We start from the raw sequence: 19,225 nt of genomic DNA, 5'->3' as shown, positions 1-19,225 counted from the left end.
CCATCGCTTAGTTTTGTTCCGCACAAAGCGCAAGCGAATCGCCGCGCTGCAGCAATTCCAAATGATCGACATATTCGAGCGCTTCTTCGAGTTGCTGCAGGGTCGGCGGCTTGACCATATAGGCGCGGGCACCGAGTTTTCTGGCCCGTCGCACGTCGCTCTCGTCGCTTGACGTGCTGAGAATGCAGACGGGAATCTGGCTAAGGCGGATATCGGCCGAAAGCGCACGCAGCACCTCGAAGCCGTCCATGATCGGCATGTTGATGTCGAGCAGCATCAGGTCGATCTGCGGCACCTCGGCAATGCCGGCGCGTTCTTCCAGCAGCCGCATCGCCTCGCGCCCGTTGGTGGCGACATGCAGGTTGAAATTCACCTTTTCCCGCCGCATCAGCTTGATCTTCAGAAGCTGGATGTCAGCCGGGCTGTCTTCCACCAACAGCACTTCGGCGAGCCGGCCGGCCCCTTCACCCGGCTGCTCCGCCGGTTTGCCGCTATGCGCGACGGCCGCTGCAGGCGGCGGCTCGAGCCGCGTCTCGGCGAGCGGCACGTCGAGAATGAAGGTGGCGCCCGGCCCAGTTTCCGCCTCGCACCAGATCGAACCGCCATGCAACTGCGCGATGCGGCGGCAGATGGCAAGACCGAGCCCGGTGCCTTCGATGCCGCGGCCGACGAGACGCTTGAACGGCTGGAAGATCAACTCGCGATGCTGAGGGTCGATGCCAGGCCCGTTGTCGCGCACGGTGAGGCGGCACATGTCACCATGCGCTTCGCCTGAGATCGTAACCTCCGGGATCTTCTGCTCGCAATAGCGGATGGCATTCGACACGAGGTTCTGCAGGAGCTGGGTCAGCAGCGTCGCATCGCCCATGACCTCCGGCAGCGCTCCGCGGATGATGACCGCGCCGCGGCTTTCGGTCTGCTGGCGCAGATTGTCTTCCACCTGATCGAGTACGGCAGAGAGCGAGACCGGCGTCAGCTCCGGCCCGCCGGAGGCCTCGAGCCTGGTGAAGCCCGAGACCTTGACGATCAGGTCTTCCATATGGTCGGCGGCACTCAGCACGTAATCGAGCAGTTCCCGGTCGTCGGCCGGCAGCGCTGGAGAACCATGCAGGATGCGGCTGAAGGATTTGATCGTCCGCAGCGGCTCCTTCAGATCATGGGCCATGGCGCGGGTGAAGATTTCAAGCGATTGCCGCTTCTGCTCCAGCTGTGCCTCCAGCATGCCGTGCATGATGGCGTTCTGGATGCAGCGATGCAGGGTTTCGGGCGACAGCGAATCCTTCGTCAGATAGTCGCGCGCGCCGCTCTTCATCACCTCGACAGCGACGGTTTCACTGCCCTGGCCGGTCAGCATGATGACGTTGGCGGCAGGATCGTTCTCCAGGATATCGGCAAGAACACCGAGCCCGTTGCGACCCGGCAGCGAATAGTCGAGCAGGATGCAGTTCGGCCGTTTCCGGCCGTTCAGCGCCAGACCCTCTTCGCCCGTCTCCGCCTCCAGGACGCTATAGGCGGTGCTGGAGACGCGGCTCAATATGCGGCGATAGACCTCGCGATCGTCGATATTGTCGTCGATGATGAGAATGCTGCAGTCTTCCGCCAATCTGTCAGTCCTCGAGCGGCAGGATGGCGATTTCGAACCAGTATTCCTTCAGCCGCTGGATCGCCGCAAACAGCCCGTCGAGATCGACCGGCTTCTGCACATAGGTATTGGCGCCGAGCGCATAGCAGCCTTCGATATCTCGCTCGTCGTCGGAAGTGGTGAGGATCACCACCGGGATTTTGCGCCAGCTGGCGTTCGACTTGATCGCCTCCAGCGTCTTGCGGCCGTCAAGGCCCGGCATGTTGAGGTCGAGCAGAATCAGCCCCGGTTTCGGCACCATCGAGGCCAGCATGTCGAGCGCCTCCTGCCCCGAGGCCGCCCAGCGGATCGAGTTGCGCAGGTTGGTGCGTTTGAAGGCGCGCATGGTCGCTTCGAAATCGTCTTCGCTGTCCTCGACGATCAGGATCGGTTGCGTGTCACGCTGCTGCATTGTGCCCCTCGCGCTTTTTTCCCAATGTAAAATAGAATGTCGTGCCGGCGCCGACCTCCGATTCCAGCCAGATATCGCCATTGTGCCGGGCGATGATCTTGCGGACGAAGGTCAGGCCTGCTCCGGTGCCGTCGTCGGAATCCTGCGACTTTTCCAGCCGTTTGAAAATGCGGAAAATGTCCTCATGGAATTCCTGGGGTATGCCCTTGCCGTTATCCCTGACGAAAAACACGTTGCGGGCAATCGTGCCGTCGTGGCCGACGAACCGATCGAGATAGCCGATCGAAACCAGCGGCGCCGGTTTGTCGTTGTATTTGATCGCATTGGTGATGAGATTGCGGAAGACCTCCGTAAGCCGCGGCGCGTCGCAGACCACATCCGGCAACTTGCCGTCGATGATGACCTTGGCATGCCGTTCCTCCAGCAGCAGTTCCATCGTCGCGACGACATCCTTGATGATCAGGCCGATGTCGGTGCGTTTGACCGCCAGCTGCTGCCGCCCGAGCCGGGAGAAATAAAGCAGGTCGTTGACGAGTTTTTCCATGCGCTGGCTAAGGCGCACCAGCCGGTTCAACCGGCGCACGCCGTCGTCGTCGAGCTTGTCCTCATAGTCCTCCAGGAGAAATCGCGAGTGGTTGTGCAGGCCGCGCAGCGGCTCCTTGAGATCATGCGAGGCGATATAGGCGAATTCGTCGAGATCGTGGTTGCTGCGCTCGAGTTCGGCCGTATAGGCCTCCAACTGGGCAAGCGTCGTTTTCATCCGCTCTTCCTGCCGGGCGCGCTCGCTGATGTCGCGCACGATGCCGACGAAGATCTTCGTATCGTCGGTCGCGACTGCGCTGATGGAGACGTCGATCGGAAAGACGATGCCGTTCCTGCGTCGTCCGGAGACCATGCGCGTCGTGCCGATGATGCGCTCCTCGCCGGTCTTCCGGTAATGGGCGAGATAGCCGTCATGCTCGGAATGGTAGGGTTCGGGCATCAGCATCTTGATATTCCGTCCGATCGTCTCCTGCGGGGAGTAGCCGAACATGCTTTCAGCCGCCGGGTTGAAGCTCCTGATCGTTCCCCCCTCGTCGATGACGATGACGGCATCGGGCGTGCCGCGCACCAGCGCGCCGAAACGGACGCGCTCGGTTTCGAGATTATGATTGTTGCGCATGAAATAAAAGATGAGGATCGCGATCAGCCAGAGCGTCGCCGCCGTAATCGTGCGGTTGGCGATCTCCTGCCAGAATGCCGTCTCGTTGTGCCTGACCGCGAAAAAGCCGAGCATCAAAAGCACGGTGCACGCAAAAGCGAAGAAAAGCGGCGCATTCCTGTTGCCGAACCAGAGCGCCGTCAGCACCAGCGGCACATAGAGAATGCCGTTGGCGACGCCGAGCGGCGTGTAGAGATCGACGAGAAGGCCGGTGAAGCAGACCGCAGCCGGGATCCACAGCGGGATTTGCGCCCGGTTTGCCGGCTGCATCCACCAGGAGCGCGCGAGCAGGCCCGAGCCGAAGATCACTATGCCGACCGCCGTATGCAGCGCCATCGCCGCATAGGGCCCCCAACGGTAACCCTGTTCGGCATCGGTGACATAGCTGGCGAGCGCGATCATGCCGAGGGTGATGACGACGTAGCTCGTCAACTCCTGCACCACCTGGCCTTTGCGCACCGCGTGGAGAGAGAGCAGCAGCGAAAGATTGGCGATCAGGAAGACCAGCGCCGTGTTCGGCCCCATGCCGCCGCCGATCTCAGCGATGAAATCGGGCGGAACCAGGAACTGCGTGATCAACACGTCGACATTGTGGAAAGTCCGCCCGATCGTGATGATTTCCACCAGCCGGGCCGCGGCGAACACCGCCGCAAGCCCTGCCATGATCGTTGCCGCCAACCGAAAGCGACGGGCGGCCAGCGTCGAGGCGGCGAGCCCCAGGCCGGACAGCACGAAGCAGAGGGCGGTGTTGAAGGCCATCGACGGAAAGCCGGGAACCAGCGAAATGATCACCTTGATCTGCAGCAGCCAGCCGGCAAGGGCGCTCGTTCCGAGAAGCAGCATCAGGCAGCCGACCGCAATCGCAAAGCCACGGTAGCGTCGCCGCCGCCGCTGGTCCTGCAGGTCCACGTTGCCATTATCCTGCACCCGTCATGCCCTCCCCGGTTCGCGCGGCCATTTTTTCCGAAATCGAGGAATACTCAATAGGCAGGCGAGGGCGCCGCCGCGCTTTTTGCGAAATGATTTTTTGAGAAGATGGATCGAATTTTCGCGAAATCGCGATATCGTGACGTCGAAAGACAGCGAGGTTCATTCGAACAATATCCAATCACGGTGCTGAATGCCTACCATAATCTACGTCGACGACAGCAGGGATGATCTCTTCTATCTCGACTATATCCGCAGGAAGCAGCAGATAGAGGTCGATCTATTCTGTTTCTCGACCGCCGAGACGGCGCTTGCGGCGCTGGAGCAGCGTGCGGCGGAAGGCTGGTCGCTGCCGGAACTGTTGGTCGCCGATCTCTACATGCCGCTCGACAGCGGCATCGCCCTGGTGAGCAGGCTGCGCCGGGACGATCGCTTCAAGGCGATGCGGCTTGCCATCTGCAGCGGCTCGGATGCTGCCGAGGATCGCGCGCGCTCGCTTAAGGCCGGCGCCGATGCCTATCTGGAAAAGCCGCTTGATCTCGCCGGGATGATTCTCAATCTTGAGATGTAGGAAACGGCAAAGGCCCGGTAACTTGTTTCCCCTCCTATGTCCCAACCATACGGCAAACCGCAATTGACAAGGTCGAGGACGCATAACAAGATGCAACCGAAGCGAAGGAAATGATACGCAAAGTAAGCGCTGAGAGAACCGATTGACCCGCGTTCGCCGCCACGAACATCAGCCAACCCCTTAGCTGAATGGGTCTGTCGGCTCTCTCGCGCTTACGTCTGGCACTGCCTTCCTGCATTCATGGATGTTGAATGCAGGAAGAATACGATACCCAGGTAAGAACTACTGCCCCTCAGTAAAATCTGCCCGTGCATCACTTGTAGTTGAGATAATTGATGATTTCCGCCTTTGAATGTCGAAAGTCCCCGTTTCGATATTCGTCATCAACCGTCTCGCAATTTTTGTAGCTCTTCGCGTCTAAGACGTATATCCCAAGATTTCGGGATCGGAGGCATCGAGGAGAGGAAGAGTGGGAATGAACAACGCCCCGGCAATTCCCTTTCATGCCGGACCGGAGCTGAGCCGGGCGATCAACCGCACCGATTTTTTCCGGCTGCTGAAGTCTGCGGCACAGCACTACAATTTCGATAGTTTCGCGCTGGCCCGTATTTCCGAGGCTTCGGCGCCTTTCGGTGAGCGCGATATCGTCATCACCAATGTCGCAGAGCGGCGTGTCGGCCTTTTCATCACGACGCTGAAGGAAGCGCTCGGGACCGTCCGGGCAAAGTCCGCCCAGTTTCTGGCAACGCCGGTTCACGGCAGGAGCGCAAAGCCGGAAGATTATCGCTCCGATCTCGTTTTCAACGAATTCCTGAGTAGCGTCTTTCTGTTCATCCCGCTATTCACCCCGGAAGGGCGGCGTTATTGCCTCGTGCTCAGCGGCGAGCGTCAGGAGCCGGATCAGAGCGAGATTGCCGACATGCTTCTCGACGCCATGCGGATTTTCGACAAGCTGTATGAGGAAATCCTGACGCCGGAAATGTCCGGGCGGCTGACCCATCGCGAGCAGGAAATCGTCAAATGGACGAGCGAAGGCAAGACGTCGGCTGAGATCGCCATCATCCTCGGTCTTTCCGAACATACGGTCAATTCGCACATTACCGCGGCGGCGCGCAAACTTGACGCTGTCAACCGCGTTCACATGGTGGCGATCGCCTTGAGGAACGGTTTGGTTACGTGACGCTGGTTTCGGGATTGGGGAATTGAGACGATGATCACCGAAACGAGCCGAAGGAACGCCGTAAAGGTTCTGTTTGTCGACGACGAATTCATCGAATTCCGTGCGCTCAAGAAGAAGATCGCCGATCTCTCCGAGCCGGCCGTCGAGGTTGAATATTCGCCGTCGATCGGTGACGCGCTGGAAAAGATCCGCTTGGCGCGTTTCGATCTCATCCTGCTCGACAACCGCCTTCTGCCGAACGCCGATTTCCGCGAGACGGTGCCGGAGCTGCGCGGCATCGGTTACACCGGCCCGATCGGCGTCGTCTCGACCGACATATCCGGCGGCTATTTTCAGGAATTCCCGGATTACGGCGTCGATTTTCGCATCGGCAAGGACGAAATCGACGCCCAGACGCTGCAGCACATCATCCGCGAATATGTGAACTACGACGTCCCGGATTTCTGGAAGGACGATTACAGCATCTGAAAAGACGCGCGCGCTGTAAGCTCAGGCGGGAAGGCGGATGAGGAAGCGGCTGCCGCTTGCATCGGAATCTTCGAGGCTGAGATCACCGCCGAGCGCTGCCAGGATCTCTCGCGCCGTCGTCAGTCCGAGACCGGCGCCAGGCACCGTTCCCGCCTGCGGCAATTTCCAGAACGGTTCGAAGATCCGCTCCCGATAGGCCGGATCGATGCCAGTCCCACTGTCGGAAACCCGGATGAACCAATCCGCCTCCTGCCGCTCCGCGGCAATGACCACATGGAGTGGCGCTTCGCTACGATAGCTCAGGGCGTTGGTCAGCAGGTGCCGGAGCACCAGGCCCAGCAGGGCAGGATCGCTCCGGAGGGAGGGCAGGCCCCGGCTTTCCAGCGTCGCATCGCGAACCCCGGTTTCGTCGGTCAGTTCGCGCCAGACATTTTCGGCCAGCGCCTGCAGATCGACCTCTTCGGGCGTCACTTGAGGTGTTCCGCCGGCAAGGCTCATCAGTGCCTTGGTCAGGCGTTGTGCGGCTTGCGCCTTTTCCATGATCATCCGGAGGCTCTGACGCTGTTCGCCGTCGAGCGTTTCCTCGAGATCGTCGAGCAGCAGCTCGGCATACATGGCGATATGGCGTAGCGGCGATTGCAGATCGTGCGAGGCGGTCGCGAGAAATCGCTTGATGCGCTCCTCATTGTTGTCGTCGGTTTCCGGTCGTCTCGTCGGGTTTGATGACATCTGGCGGTTCCCCCGATCTCTGCTGCAGCGCCGCGCATCCTTTTCAGACGCGCTAAGGACGCTGTAATCCTTTGAATCGCTGCAGGATTTTATCCCTGCAATTATCGACAATAGAAAGAGGGCGCCGGCTCTGCAACCGGCGCCCTCTTCAAGGATGCGTTAACACGCGGATTTTAGCTCGCCGACTTGCGCGGGCGACCCTGTTCCGGCGGGATGATTTCGACGGCGCCATCGGTGGCCGTTGCAGCCTTGGCGTGGCGGCGGCGCCAGTCGCCGAGGAAGAGCAGGATCGGCGCCGCGATGAAGATCGACGAGGCGCCGGCCACGAGAATGCCGAAGACCATCGGGATCGCGAAGCTCGAGACGGCGCTGCCGCCCCAGATCGCCATCGGCACCAGGGCGAGGAAGGCCGTCGCATTGGTGTAGAGGCTTCGTGCCAGGGTCTCGTTGATCGACTTGTCGATGATCTCGCGCAGCGGCATCGATTTGTAGAGCCGCATATTTTCGCGCATGCGGTCATAGACGACCACCTTGTCGTTCACCGAGTAACCGACGAGTGTCAGGATGGCGGCGATGGCCGTCAGGTTGAAGTCGAGGCCGGTGATCGCAAAGAAGCCGATCGCCTTGGTGACGTCGAGCACCAGCGTGACGATGGCGCCGACGGCAAACGGCCATTCGAACCGCACCCAGATATAGATGAGCATTGCGAGACTGGCGATCACCACCGACAGGATGCCGGCCCAGGCAAGCTCGCCGCTGACCTTCGGGCCGATGACATCGGTGCCTTCGACGGTAGCGGTCGGATCGATCTTGGCGACTTCGGCCTTCAGCTTGGTCACAGCCGCCGTCTGCGCTTCTTCGCCGCCCTCCTGCCGCTGCGCGCGAACGAGAATGCTGCTTTTGTCGCCGAAGGACTGCAGGGTGATTTCGCCGAGGCCGAGACTATCGAGACCTTCGCGGAACTTGGCAAGATCGGCCGCCCCTTGAGTCTTGACGGACATCTGGATGCCGCCGCGGAAGTCGACGCCGTAGTTGAGGCCGGGGTGAATGAAGAGCACGACGGAGGCAATCGACAGCAGCGCCGAAACGGTGACGCCGAAGAAGCGCGCCTTCATGAACTCGATGTGCTTGTCATAGGGGCTGAACGGAATCAATGGCCGGATGTTCAGCACCTTATACTTGCGGCGGCGGGTGATCTCGATCATGGCAACGCGAACGAAGGCGACCGAGGTGAACATCGAGATGATCAGGCCGAGCGCCATGGTCACGGCAAAGCCGCGAACCGGCCCGGAACCGAAAAAGAACAGGATGGCCGCGGCGATCAGGGCCGTCATATTGCCGTCGATGATCGTCGAATAGGCACGATTGAAGCCGGTATCGATGGCGGCAAAGGCGCCCTTGCCCTTGCGCGTCTCTTCACGAATACGCTCGTTGATGAGGACGTTGGCGTCGACCGCAAGGCCGATGCCGAGTACGACACCGGCAATACCCGGCAGCGTCAGCGTCGCACCGACCAGCGTCAGGGCCGAGAAGGTCAGGATCGTGTGGATCAGCAGCGCGATATTCGCCAGCACGCCCCAGGTGCCATAGAGCACGAAGATGAAGAGTGCGACAAGGATAAAGCCGACGATGCCGGAATAGATACCCATCTTGATGGCATCTGCGCCGAGATCGGCGCCGACGGTGCGTTCCTCGATGACCGTCAGCTTGGCGGGCAGGGCGCCGGCACGCAGCATGGCGGCAAGCGTCGTTGCGCTGTCGGCCGAGAAGTTGCCGGAGATCTGGCCGGAACCGCCGGTGATCGGCTCGCGGATATTGGGTGCGCTCAGCACCTTGTCGTCGAGGACGATGGCGAAGGGATTGCCGACGTTCTGACGGGTGATATCGGCAAAGCGGGTGGCGCCGGCGCTGTCGAAGCGGAAGCTGACGACCGGCTCATGCGTGTTCGGGTCGAAGCTGACGCGGGCATCCGAAAGGCGGTCGCCGGAGAGTTCGACGCGGTCGAGAACCGCATAGGACCGGCCTTCTTCGTCCTGCATCATGGTCACGCCCGGGCCGGGCTGATTGTTCGGGGCCACCATGTGGAACGACATCTTCGCCGTGGAGCCCAGAAGTTGGCGCAGCCGCGTCGGATCCTGCGCACCCGGAAGCTGCACGAGCACACGATTGGCGCCGATGCGCTGAATGGTCGGCTCGGAGACGCCGACCTGGTCGACGCGCTGGCGGATGACTTCAAGGCTCTGCTGGACGGCGTTGTCGACATTGGCGGAGATGCCGGCCCGGGAGAAGCCGACGGTAATGGTCGCCCCGTTCGCCGTGACATCAAGATCCGCCTGGCCGGCGCTGAGGCCGGTGCTGATCGGGTTGGCGAGCGTCTTGAGTTCGGTGACGGCGGCATCGCTCTGCGTGGCGTCGGCGAGCGTCACGACGATCTGGTTCTGGCTGCGCACGACGGCCTTCGGCTGGATGCCCTTTTCGCGCAGCACACGGCGCGCGTCCTGAAGCAGCGATTGCAGCCGCTCCTTGGTCAGATCCGCCTCGTCGACTTCCAGAACGAGATGCGAGCCGCCGCGAAGGTCGAGGCCGAGCGACACCTGCTCATGCGGCAGCCATGTCGGCACCCGCTGAAGGACGGATTGCGGCAGGACGTTCGGCAGGGCGATCAATAGGCCGAGAAAGATGATCACCGCATAGGTGAACACCAGCCATGGTGAAGTACGCATGTTGTATTCCTTAGATAATCGGGGGCCGGCGCTCGGGCGCTGGCGGCATGTCGTCAGATGTCGGAAGCGCGCTCAGCGCAAACGTCAGGCAGCAGCCGGCGGTCCGCGCGGCTGATGGGTCCTGGAGACCGCGGCATGAGGCGAAGCATCAAATGCCGGAAAGGCGGCGGAAATGGTCCAGCCGGCGAGATCGACAACTGGGGCAGCCGCAATGGCGGGCGATCCGCCGTCATGGGCTGCCTGCTTCGGCGCCAGCCTGCGCTCGGTGGCAAGCACGCCGCGCACGGCATCTCGCGCGGTCAGTTGCGGCGGTTGCGGATCCCGGCCGGAAGAGGAAAGCGTGTTGACGGCGGCGGCCGGCGAAATGACCAGATTGCCGCCGAGCAGCAGGCCGAGATAGGCTAGGATGGCGACAAGCAGGGAAACGGCGACACGGCTGGTCAGATGGTGCTGGTCCAGCTCCACCTTCTCCGTCCCTGTAATGTCACTCCCGTATCGGCTCAAAAGCGCGCCAATCTCTCATTCTTTCTCCAGCGGAGCAGTGCCCACCGGAATAATTGTATCAGGCGCATGCCTGTCTTCATAGGGAACACTCTCATGATGCACTTGAGCGAGGCGGTCAACCATGCCAAGCGCAATTTCGCGTTCGCCCATGATGACAGTGTCGGCGCCATATTGCTTCAGCTCATCGACCTCGGCGTCGGAATGGGCGCGGGCGACGATGAGGATCGACGGATTGACGCTGCGTGCTTGCTCGGCAATGCGGCAGGCCTCGAAGGCGTTCGGGATGGCGATGGCGATGCTGCGGGCGCCGGAAAGATTGGCGAGGTCGAGCGTTTCCCGCATCACCGCATTGCCCATCAGCGTTTCGATACCTTGCGTCTTCAGCTCGCCGATGCGCTTGTCGGAATCCTCGATGACCAGAAAAGGTGTAGCCGACGATTTCAGATTCTGTCCGACGATGCTGCCGACCCGCCCGTAGCCGACGAGAATGGCGTGACCGCTGAGAGCGGTCGGGTGCACCTCGTCGTCTTCGGGCGGCACCTCTTCGTGAGCGACCGCCGCATCCGCCGAGGAAGCGGGCTCCACCACGGCTTCCTCTCGTTTTGCACCTTCAAAAAGCGGCCGCATGCGGTCGCAGAGGAAGAACAGCAGCGGATTGAGGATGATCGAGATGATGGCGCCGGCAAGGATCAGATCGCGGCCTTCCTCCGGCAGCAGCCCGAGGTCGACGCCGAGGGCGGCGAGAATGAAGGAGAATTCGCCGATCTGGCCGAGGCTGGCCGAAATCGTCAGCGCTGTGCCGAGCGGCTTCTTGAAGGCGAGCACGATCAAGAAGGCGGCGATGGACTTGCCGATGACGATGATGAAGACGGTGGCGAGGATCGGCAGCGGCCTGTCGATCAGGATGTTCGGATCGAACAGCATGCCGACCGAGACGAAGAACAGCACGGCGAAGGCGTCGCGCAGCGGCAGGCTTTCCTGGGCGGCGCGATGGCTGAGCTCGCTTTCGGCCAGCACCATGCCGGCAAAGAAGGCGCCGAGCGCCAGCGACACGCCGAAGAGCTTGGCCGCGCCGAAAGCGACCCCGAGCGCGATCGCCAGCACGCCGAGCCGGAACAGCTCGCGCGATCCGGTATGGGCGATGCGGTGCATCGTCCATGGAATGAGCTTGCGGCCGAAGACCAGCATCAGCGCCACAAACAGCGCCACCTTCACCAGCGTCATGGCGATCATGCCGCCGATGCCGAGATCGAGTCCGAACAGCCGGCTCAGCCCGGCCGAGAGCGGCTCGACAGGCGCGTGACCTTCACCGCCGATGCTGGCTGCGGCGGGGATCAGCACCAGCGCCAGCACCATGGCGAGATCCTCGACAATCAGCCAGCCGACCGCGATGCGTCCGCGCTCCGTTTCGACCAGTCGGCGCTCCTGCAGCGCTTTCAGCAGCACCACGGTCGAAGCGACCGAAAGCGCCAGGCCGAAGACCAGGCTGCCGCCGGTCGGCCAGCCCATGAAGGCGCCGAGCCCCCAGCCGAGCAGGGTCGCAAAGGCGATCTGGGCGATGGCGCCGGGCACGGCGATGCCGCGCACCGACAGCAGGTCTTTCAGAGAAAAATGCAGCCCGACGCCGAACATCAGCAGGATGACGCCGATTTCGGCAAGCTCCGGCGCCAGGCTTTGATCCGCGACATAACCAGGCGTATGCGGTCCCACCAGCACACCGGCAATCAGATAGCCCACCAGCGGCGGCATGCGCAGCCGATGGGCAAACGCGCCGAAGATGAAAGCCAGCACGAGGCCGCCGACGATTGTCGAAATCAAGGGCGTATCGTGTGGCATGCTGTCTCCCGATCTGGAAATCCCGTTCGTAATGTGACATATATGGTTTATATCGACCAATATGGGCAAGTTGTAATCATGGGTCAAGGCGCAAGGGAAACAATTCTGACCCCGGCTCTCTGCCGGGCGGCGCGCGGCCTGCTCGACTGGACCCAGACCGATCTTGCCGAAAGGGCTGCCGTCTCGCGCAGCACCATCCGCGATTATGAGGGTCGCCACCACGACATCCATCGCGCGACGGAGGCGCAACTGCGCCTCGCCTTCGAGGAAGGCGGCGTCAAATTCGTCGAGATTGAAGGGGCGGGCACCGGCCTCTGCCTGCCCACCGCATAATTCCTTGAATCGGAATCGATTGGCTCACGGCGCCAGGCAGGTGGCGGAGACCTTGTAGAGCGACAGCGACTTGCCCTTGTAATAGCCCTCTGTCGGCTGCCAGTTCTTCAGCAGCTCGGGTGTCTCGGTGGCGCAGCTGAACGGACCGCCCGTCAGGAAAAGCACCTTGCCGGTGATATCGGCCGGCAGGGCGAATTCCTGCTCGTAATAGCTTTCGGGAAGGCCGGCCGGCGCTTGCGCATAGATCCTGTAGGATGTGTCGCGCAGCGTATAGAAAAGATCGGCAACCATATCGCGATCATTGGTGACGATGATGTCGGTCCCGGCCTGGCCGGCAAGGGCTGCGGCCTCGCGGCTGACCTCGGCGCGGCCGAGATAGCGCTTCATCAGCTCGTCGCCGTTCGGCAGCAGCAATTGTTGCGGAAAGATTGTCGCCAGCGGAAAGAGCAGGCTGGCGATGCCGTTGATGATAAGCGACAGCCTCAAGCCCTTCGGCCACATCCGGTAAAGCAGCCAGACGGCAAGGATGGTGCCGGCGACATAGGCGGTCACGGCCCAGTTGGCATAGGCCTTGGCGACTGTTGCCTGCAGCGTGATCAGCACCACCACCGGCATCGACAGCCAGACCAGCATCCTTTCGCGGTCGTCGCTCCTGCCCTTGATCATGCGATAGACCGCCCACAGCATCGCGAAGAAGATGATCGGCCCGACGACGCCGAACTGGGCGGAGAAGAATTCAAGCCCGCGGCGGAGATTGATGCCGAGATCGCTCCAATGGGCGATATCCTGCGTATGCCGCACCGTCGTATTGTCGTGCTTGAGGTTCCACCAGAGGTTCGGCAACGCGACAACCGCCGCGACCGCGACCGCGACGATGAAATCCCGGATGGCGATGCGTGCCGCCGGAACGAGGAGGAGGGCAAGCGCCCCACCCGGAACCACGAACAGCACGGCGTACTTCGTCAGGAAGGCGAGGCCGACGCCGAGGCCCATGACCAGCGCCAGCCCGACCGAGCGCCGCTGCGTCAGGCCGAAATAGGCAAGCAGGACGATCGCAATGAAGAACAGCAGGATCACGTCGGTCGAGAAGAACACCGACGACAGTGCGACGCCCGGAAGGGTGATATAGGTGGCGCCCGTCCAGCCTTCGATCTCCCGCCCGACGAAACCCTTCGCAACCTTCATCAAAACCAGTGCCGCCGCCATGTGGATGAGCGGTCCGCTGAGCCTTATCCAGTAGATGGCGTCGGAGCCGGAAAGCTCGGTCATCGCCCGGATCACCCAGGCGATCATCGGCGGCTTGGAATAATAGCCGAGATCGAGATTCTGCGACCAGAACCAGTACTGCGCCTCGTCGACGAAAAGGTCCGTCGCATCGAAATGCAGCGTGACGACGCGCCAGAGCGTGAAGCCGAGAACGATGAGGAGACCTGATCTGGGGGACATGAACCGACAGTTCCGCTGACATGAAAGGCGCGAGTGCGATACACCAAAGGTGCCGGACTGCCAACGGGGAAGGATCGGTTTTAGAATACCCGAAGCATGCGGATGTCGCGGTTTGCGGCGAGAGAATCGATGCGGGCGACGGCGGCAAGCAGCGTCATTGCAATCAAGCAGGAACCCAATCCGAGAACAATCATTGCTCTGTCCTTGTCGACGTCATGTCTTGGTTATCGACCGGCCTATAACACGGAGCTTGCGTGTGCCTTGTAGCAGCCGTGCAACTCCGCCGCAGTATTTGCTGCCAACGGCCTTGAATTGCTTCAAAAGCCGCCACTGCGACAGGCTTATTAACCTTCAGGCAAGGAATTAACCATAAACATTGGTTTACACGTCGGAATGGGAAGATGCACTCGTTCCCACCAGGCATGACGCCGTCCCGCCGTACCGGTTGATCCGGTATCCATCTCTTCAGACAGCTCCGAAACATAGCTGATCAGAGGGCTCGACCCGCCGGTTGTCACCGGTGGTGAGGACCGTCTCCACGCTTCGTATTGATCGGATGCTGCAAGAATTTTTAGCCAGGCATCTGCCTGGAAAGCGGGTTTGGGGACAGGCGTTGAGGCAGGACATGCCATCAGATCAGGCACGTGGAGCGCAGGCAGGCAGCTTGCGCGACCGCCTGCGCTTTGCCGGTCTCGATGCCGAGCAGTGCGAGCTGGTGCGCCGCAACCGGCCGGCCCTCGAAGCGCATCTGAAGGCGGGTCTCAGAGATCTCTTCCACAGGTTCCAGTCTTTCCCCGACGCCGCCCGCAATTTCGACAGCGAGCGCCAGGTCGAGCGCCTGCATGATCTGCAGTCCTCGCATTGGGACGTGCTGACCGATGCCCGGTTCGACAGCCTCTATGCCGAACGTGTCAAGGTTCTCTCCGATACCGAAAGCAAGATCGGCCTCGACCCCCGCTGGCACGTCGCCGGCCATGGCGTCATGCTGGAGCATGTCGTTGCCGGTCTCGCCGAGGAAATTGCCGGCCGTCCGCTGCTGCCGTCCGCCAAGCGCCGTACCCGCGAAATCTCCGAGCTGATGACGGCGATCATCCGCATCGTCATGGTCGATGTGGAAATCGCCGTCTCGCTGCGCTTCAACGCCCAGCGCGCCGGAGAGCAGCGTGCGCTCGCCGATCAGCGCGCCGACAACGAGGCCGAGATCGCCAGGATCTTCGGCGATGTCATCGAAGGCCTTGCTGCCCGCGACCTGACGCGGCGCGCCCCCGTCGACGGCGACCATGCGGCGATCGCCGCCGCGCTGAACGGCGCATTGGATGGTCTCCAGGCCGAGTTCACTGAAATCACCGAGCGCACGCTGAAGGCCGAGGCGGCGACCGGTTCGCTCGCCGGCCTGTCGCGGCAGTTCGCCGGTACGGCGTCCGGCCAGGCCGACCGGCTGCAGCTTTCCGCCGCAGCCCTTGCCGGCATCGCCGGGAGCGTTCGCGACGGCGCCGCCGACAGCCGCGCCGCCGAACAGGCGGTCGCCTTGACGCGCGCCGCCGTCGAGGAAAGCGGCGAGGTCGTCGGCCGCGCGATCAGCGCCATGGCCGATATCGAGCAGTCGGCCGAAAAGATCGGCCAGATCATCGGCACGATCGACGAGATCGCCTTCCAGACCAATCTGCTGGCGCTGAATGCCGGCATCGAAGCCGCCCGCGCCGGCGATTCCGGCCGCGGTTTTGCCGTCGTCGCCCAGGAAGTTCGGGCGCTGGCCCAGCGTTCGGCCGAAGCCGCCCGCGAGATCAAGACGCTGGTGACGACGACCAAGGCGCAGGTCGATGCCGGCGTGCAGATGGTCGGCCGCACACAGGATTCGATCGGTAGCATCGTCCGTCAGGTCACCGACATCAATGCCGCCATTGCAGGCATCGCCACGAAGACCGGCGAACATGCCGTAAGCCTCGACAGCGTGACTGCGGACGTCAAGGGCCTGGGTGGCGAGGTGGCGGGTTGCGCCGGCCTTGCGCAGCGCTCGGCCGAAGGCGCCGACCACCTCCATACCGTCATTCTCGAGCTCGGCCGGACGATTCGTGAATTCCGCATTGCCCGGGAAAACGCCAATGCCGGACGCCCGGCCCCGGTTCGGGTGACGCCGCCGCGCGCCGTCGAGACAGCCGCCCGTCCGGCTGTGGCCGAGGACGAATACGAATATGGTGATTTTAGCCTTCCGCAGCCCTTCGCAAGCGTCGGAGGTGGGCGGAATGTTTACTAACCTATCGGATGATTACCACAGCTCGTCTTCTCGAGCCGGGGACAAGGGGACAAGGAAAAGCTGATGGTAGCAAAGAAGAGTGGCAAGACGCTGGATTTGACAGCGGTGCTCGACCTCAACGAGGCTTCCGCCTTGCGCGATAAGCTCCTCTCGCTCAGGGGCAGCGGTCTGTCGATAGACGCTTCCGGCGTCGAACGGATCGGTGCTCTTTGCGCCCAGGTTCTGATGTCCGCCGAGAAGACTTGGCAGCAGGACAAGCAGCCATTCACCTTTTCCAAGGTGTCCGATGCATTTCAGAAAACCATGCAGCTGGTGGGCGTCAATATTGATCACCTGCTTGCCAAGGAGATTCGGCAATGAAGAAAAAAGTTCTTACCGTGGATGATTCCCGCACCATCCGAAACATGCTTCTCGTGACGCTCAACAATGCCGGCTTCGAGACGATTCAGGCGGAAGACGGCGTCGAGGGCCTCGAGGTTCTCGAAGAGTCGAATCCTGACGTCATCGTGACCGACATCAACATGCCGCGCCTCGACGGTTTCGGCTTCATCGAAGGTGTCCGCCGCAACGAGAAATATCGGGCGATCCCGATCCTGGTCCTGACCACCGAAAGCGACGCGGAAAAGAAGAACCGCGCCCGCCAGGCCGGTGCCACGGGCTGGATCGTCAAGCCTTTCGACCCGGCCAAGCTGATCGATGCCATTGAGCGTGTAACCGCTTAAACCCAGGATTTGCTCCTATGGATATGAACGAAATCAAAGAGATCTTTTTCCAGGAGTGCGAGGAACAGCTCGCCGAGCTGGAATCCGGTCTTCTGAAAATGAATGATGGCGATCGCGATCCGGAAACCGTCAATGCGGTGTTCCGTGCCGTGCATTCGATCAAGGGTGGCGCCGGCGCCTTCGGCCTTGATGATCTGGTTGCCTTCGCCCATGTTTTCGAGACCACTCTCGATTGCGTTCGTTCCAACAAGCTCGAGCCGAACCAGGACGTCCTGAAGGTGATGCTGAAGTCGGCCGACGTGCTCGCCGACCTGACCAACGCTGCGCGCGACGGCGGCAGCGTCGATGAAAGCCGCAGCCGCGGCCTCGTCAAGGAGCTCGAGGCGCTGGCGAACGGCGAATTGCCGTCTCCATCGGCATCGGCCGAGGCACCGGCGCCGAAGGCGGCAGCAAAGCCTGCTCCGGCCGCCGCCGCACCCGCTGCCAAACCGACGGATGACAGCGGTTTCCAGCCGGTTCCCTTCTCCTTCGACGACTTCGGCGGCGAGGGCGATGCGGGCGCCGAGCTTCCGACCTTTGAAATCACCTTCAAGCCGCGCTACGAACTCTATTCCAAGGGCAATGACGCCACGCTGCTGTTGCGCGACCTTTCGCGCCTCGGCGAAATGACCATCTATTGCAATAGCGATGAGCTGCCGGGCCTCGATGAACTCGATCCGGAAGGCGCCTATTTCTTCTGGAACGTCACGATCAAGACGGACAAGGGCGAGGACGCCATTCGCACCGTCTTCGAATTCGCCGAATGGGATTGCGAACTGACGGTGAAGCCGGTCGAGGACGCAAGGGCTGAGGCGGCCAGCAACGACGAACTGCCGATGGTGCCGGTTCCATTCGATCTGTCGATCCTGGACGAATCGGGCGCGTCCGAAGACGTTTCCGGCGCTGCCGCCGCCGTTGCCGCTGCCGAGATCGCCTCCAATGTCACGCAGATGGCCGCCGCCGCCGCGCGCGTCGAAAAGAAGGAATCGGCAGCCGCGGCTGCGGCCGCCGCAAGCGCCGCTGCCGCCCAGAACAATGCCGCCGCCGCCGGCCAGACGATTCGCGTCGATCTCGACCGCGTCGACCGCCTGATCAACCTCGTCGGCGAACTGGTCATCAACCAGGCGATGCTGTCGCAGAGCGTCATCGAGAACGACACGACCGGTACCTCCTCGATCAATATGGGCCTGGAAGAGCTGCAGCAGCTCACCCGCGAAATCCAGGACTCGGTCATGGCGATCCGCGCGCAGCCGGTAAAGCCGGTCTTCCAGCGCATGTCGCGTATTGTCCGCGAAATCGCCGACATGACCGGCAAGTCGATCCGCCTGATCACCGAAGGTGAGAACACCGAAGTCGACAAGACGGTTATCGACAAGCTGGCCGAGCCGCTCACTCACATGATCCGCAATGCCGTTGACCACGGCATCGAAACGCCGGAAAAGCGCGCCGCCGCCGGCAAGAACACCGAAGGCACGGTCCGCCTCACCGCCAAGCATCGATCGGGACGCATCCTGATCGAGCTTGCCGACGACGGCGCCGGCATCAACCGCGAGAAGGTCCGCCAGAAGGCGATCGACAACGACCTCATCCCCGCCGATTCCAACCTTTCGGATGAAGAAATCGACAACCTGATCTTCCTGCCGGGCTTCTCGACGGCTGACAAGATCTCCGACATCTCCGGCCGCGGCGTCGGCATGGACGTCGTCAAGCGTTCGATCCAGGCGCTCGGCGGCCGTATCAACATCACCTCGAAGCCGGGCCACGGCTCGGTCTTCACCATGAGCCTGCCGCTGACGCTCGCCGTCCTCGACGGCATGGTGGTCACTGTCGCCGGCCAGACGCTGGTCGTGCCGCTGACCGCGATCGTCGAAACCCTGCAGCCGGAAGCGGCCGCGATCCATTCCTTCGGTGCCAACCACCGGCTGATCTCGATCCGCAACAGCTTCTGCCCGCTGGTCGATGTCGGCCGCATCCTGAACTTCCGCGCGACCCAGGCCAATCCCGTCGAAGGCGTGGCGCTTCTGGTGGAATCCGAAGGCGGCGGCCAGCGCGCCCTGATGGTCGACGCCATCCAGGGTCAGCGCCAGGTGGTCATCAAGAGCCTGGAAGCCAACTACACCCATGTGCCGGGCATTGCCGCTGCCACGATTCTCGGCGACGGGCGTGTCGCTCTCATTCTCGATGTCGATGCGGTTGTCGGCGCCTCGCGCGGCCAGTCGCTCAAAGCAGAAATGTCGTTAGCAGCGGTAGGGTAAGGGA

Annotated in this window: 17 protein-coding genes; 8 read left to right on the top strand and 9 right to left on the bottom strand. The window is 62.0% G+C overall.

Annotated features, from left to right (window positions below; translation table 11 throughout):
• Positions 1 to 7 precede the first annotated feature (7 nt).
• The 4 genes from FFM81_RS17825 to FFM81_RS17810 are packed head-to-tail and all read right to left on the bottom strand — an operon-like array spanning position 8 to position 4,327.
• On the bottom strand, positions 8 to 1,603 hold the full coding sequence (locus tag FFM81_RS17825) for a response regulator (RefSeq protein ID WP_138386297.1): 1,596 nt from the start codon (positions 1,601 to 1,603) through the stop codon (positions 8 to 10).
• Positions 1,604 to 1,607: 4 nt separating this feature from the next.
• On the bottom strand, positions 1,608 to 2,033 hold the full coding sequence (locus FFM81_RS17820; protein WP_097535703.1) for a response regulator: 426 nt from the start codon (positions 2,031 to 2,033) through the stop codon (positions 1,608 to 1,610).
• A complete protein-coding gene (locus tag FFM81_RS17815; RefSeq protein WP_138386298.1) occupies positions 2,020 to 4,161 on the bottom strand; it encodes a sensor histidine kinase in 2,142 nt (713 codons plus the stop codon). The genes FFM81_RS17820 and FFM81_RS17815 overlap by 14 nt, the downstream gene beginning before the upstream one ends.
• The gene (locus tag FFM81_RS17810) at positions 4,151 to 4,327 is read right to left on the bottom strand and encodes a hypothetical protein (protein ID WP_165779402.1); all 177 of its coding nucleotides are present in this window, start codon (positions 4,325 to 4,327) and stop codon (positions 4,151 to 4,153) included. Before FFM81_RS17810 ends, FFM81_RS17815 begins: the two co-directional genes overlap by 11 nt.
• Positions 4,328 to 4,354: 27 nt before the next feature.
• Here FFM81_RS17810 and FFM81_RS17805 point away from each other — a divergent pair, with 27 nt between their 5' ends.
• From FFM81_RS17805 to FFM81_RS17795, 3 genes are all read left to right on the top strand, one after another.
• Positions 4,355 to 4,732, top strand: a complete 378-nt coding sequence (locus FFM81_RS17805; RefSeq protein ID WP_097535699.1) for a response regulator — start codon at positions 4,355 to 4,357, stop codon at positions 4,730 to 4,732.
• 475 nt (positions 4,733 to 5,207) lie between these two features.
• Complete coding sequence (locus FFM81_RS17800; RefSeq protein WP_138386299.1) at positions 5,208 to 5,912, top strand: helix-turn-helix transcriptional regulator; 705 nt, start codon at positions 5,208 to 5,210, stop codon at positions 5,910 to 5,912.
• Positions 5,913 to 5,942: 30 nt separating this feature from the next.
• A complete protein-coding gene (locus tag FFM81_RS17795; RefSeq protein ID WP_003570381.1) occupies positions 5,943 to 6,380 on the top strand; it encodes a response regulator in 438 nt (145 codons plus the stop codon).
• Positions 6,381 to 6,401: 21 nt separating this feature from the next.
• Here the strand turns inward: FFM81_RS17795 and FFM81_RS17790 are convergent, their stop codons facing one another.
• The 4 genes from FFM81_RS17790 to ybaL all read right to left on the bottom strand — a co-directional run bounded on the left by FFM81_RS17790 (position 6,402) and on the right by ybaL (position 12,172).
• Positions 6,402 to 7,109: a sensor histidine kinase gene (locus tag FFM81_RS17790; RefSeq protein ID WP_138386300.1), complete on the bottom strand. Its 708-nt coding sequence runs from the start codon at positions 7,107 to 7,109 to the stop codon at positions 6,402 to 6,404.
• Between the two features lie 173 nt (positions 7,110 to 7,282).
• Positions 7,283 to 9,832 carry a protein translocase subunit SecD gene (gene secD, locus FFM81_RS17785; RefSeq protein ID WP_003570377.1) on the bottom strand — a complete coding sequence of 850 codons (2,550 nt, stop codon included), beginning with the start codon at positions 9,830 to 9,832 and terminating at the stop codon, positions 7,283 to 7,285.
• Between the two features lie 84 nt (positions 9,833 to 9,916).
• Positions 9,917 to 10,297, bottom strand: a complete 381-nt coding sequence (locus FFM81_RS17780; RefSeq protein WP_025415329.1) for a hypothetical protein — start codon at positions 10,295 to 10,297, stop codon at positions 9,917 to 9,919.
• A gap of 54 nt (positions 10,298 to 10,351) precedes the next feature.
• The gene (gene ybaL, locus FFM81_RS17775; RefSeq protein ID WP_138386301.1) at positions 10,352 to 12,172 is read right to left on the bottom strand and encodes a YbaL family putative K(+) efflux transporter; all 1,821 of its coding nucleotides are present in this window, start codon (positions 12,170 to 12,172) and stop codon (positions 10,352 to 10,354) included.
• A 33-nt stretch (positions 12,173 to 12,205) separates the two neighbouring features.
• Between ybaL and FFM81_RS17770 the strand changes: the two genes are divergently transcribed.
• Complete coding sequence (locus FFM81_RS17770) at positions 12,206 to 12,505, top strand: helix-turn-helix transcriptional regulator (protein WP_173883797.1); 300 nt, start codon at positions 12,206 to 12,208, stop codon at positions 12,503 to 12,505.
• Between the two features lie 24 nt (positions 12,506 to 12,529).
• On the opposite strand, the gene FFM81_RS17765 is transcribed toward FFM81_RS17770, so the two are convergent.
• Entirely contained in the window at positions 12,530 to 13,951 is a 1,422-nt protein-coding gene (locus FFM81_RS17765; RefSeq protein ID WP_138386302.1) for an ArnT family glycosyltransferase, read from the bottom strand.
• A 625-nt stretch (positions 13,952 to 14,576) separates the two neighbouring features.
• Between FFM81_RS17765 and FFM81_RS17760 the strand changes: the two genes are divergently transcribed.
• The 4 genes from FFM81_RS17760 to FFM81_RS17745 all read left to right on the top strand — a co-directional run bounded on the left by FFM81_RS17760 (position 14,577) and on the right by FFM81_RS17745 (position 19,221).
• The gene (locus tag FFM81_RS17760) at positions 14,577 to 16,205 is read left to right on the top strand and encodes a globin-coupled sensor protein (RefSeq protein ID WP_128399043.1); all 1,629 of its coding nucleotides are present in this window, start codon (positions 14,577 to 14,579) and stop codon (positions 16,203 to 16,205) included.
• A gap of 63 nt (positions 16,206 to 16,268) precedes the next feature.
• Positions 16,269 to 16,565, top strand: a complete 297-nt coding sequence (locus FFM81_RS17755; protein WP_003570364.1) for an STAS domain-containing protein — start codon at positions 16,269 to 16,271, stop codon at positions 16,563 to 16,565.
• The gene (cheY1, locus tag FFM81_RS17750) at positions 16,562 to 16,927 is read left to right on the top strand and encodes a chemotaxis response regulator CheY1 (protein WP_003570362.1); all 366 of its coding nucleotides are present in this window, start codon (positions 16,562 to 16,564) and stop codon (positions 16,925 to 16,927) included. Before FFM81_RS17755 ends, cheY1 begins: the two co-directional genes overlap by 4 nt.
• A 17-nt stretch (positions 16,928 to 16,944) precedes the next feature.
• Positions 16,945 to 19,221, top strand: a complete 2,277-nt coding sequence (locus tag FFM81_RS17745) for a chemotaxis protein CheA (RefSeq protein ID WP_025415334.1) — start codon at positions 16,945 to 16,947, stop codon at positions 19,219 to 19,221.
• The last annotated feature ends 4 nt before the right edge of the window (positions 19,222 to 19,225 follow it).

This window comes from Rhizobium hidalgonense, from assembly GCF_005862185.2.
In the GTDB taxonomy this organism is placed as follows: domain Bacteria; phylum Pseudomonadota; class Alphaproteobacteria; order Rhizobiales; family Rhizobiaceae; genus Rhizobium; species Rhizobium hidalgonense.
This window is presented reverse-complemented; position numbering and strand designations above follow the sequence as displayed.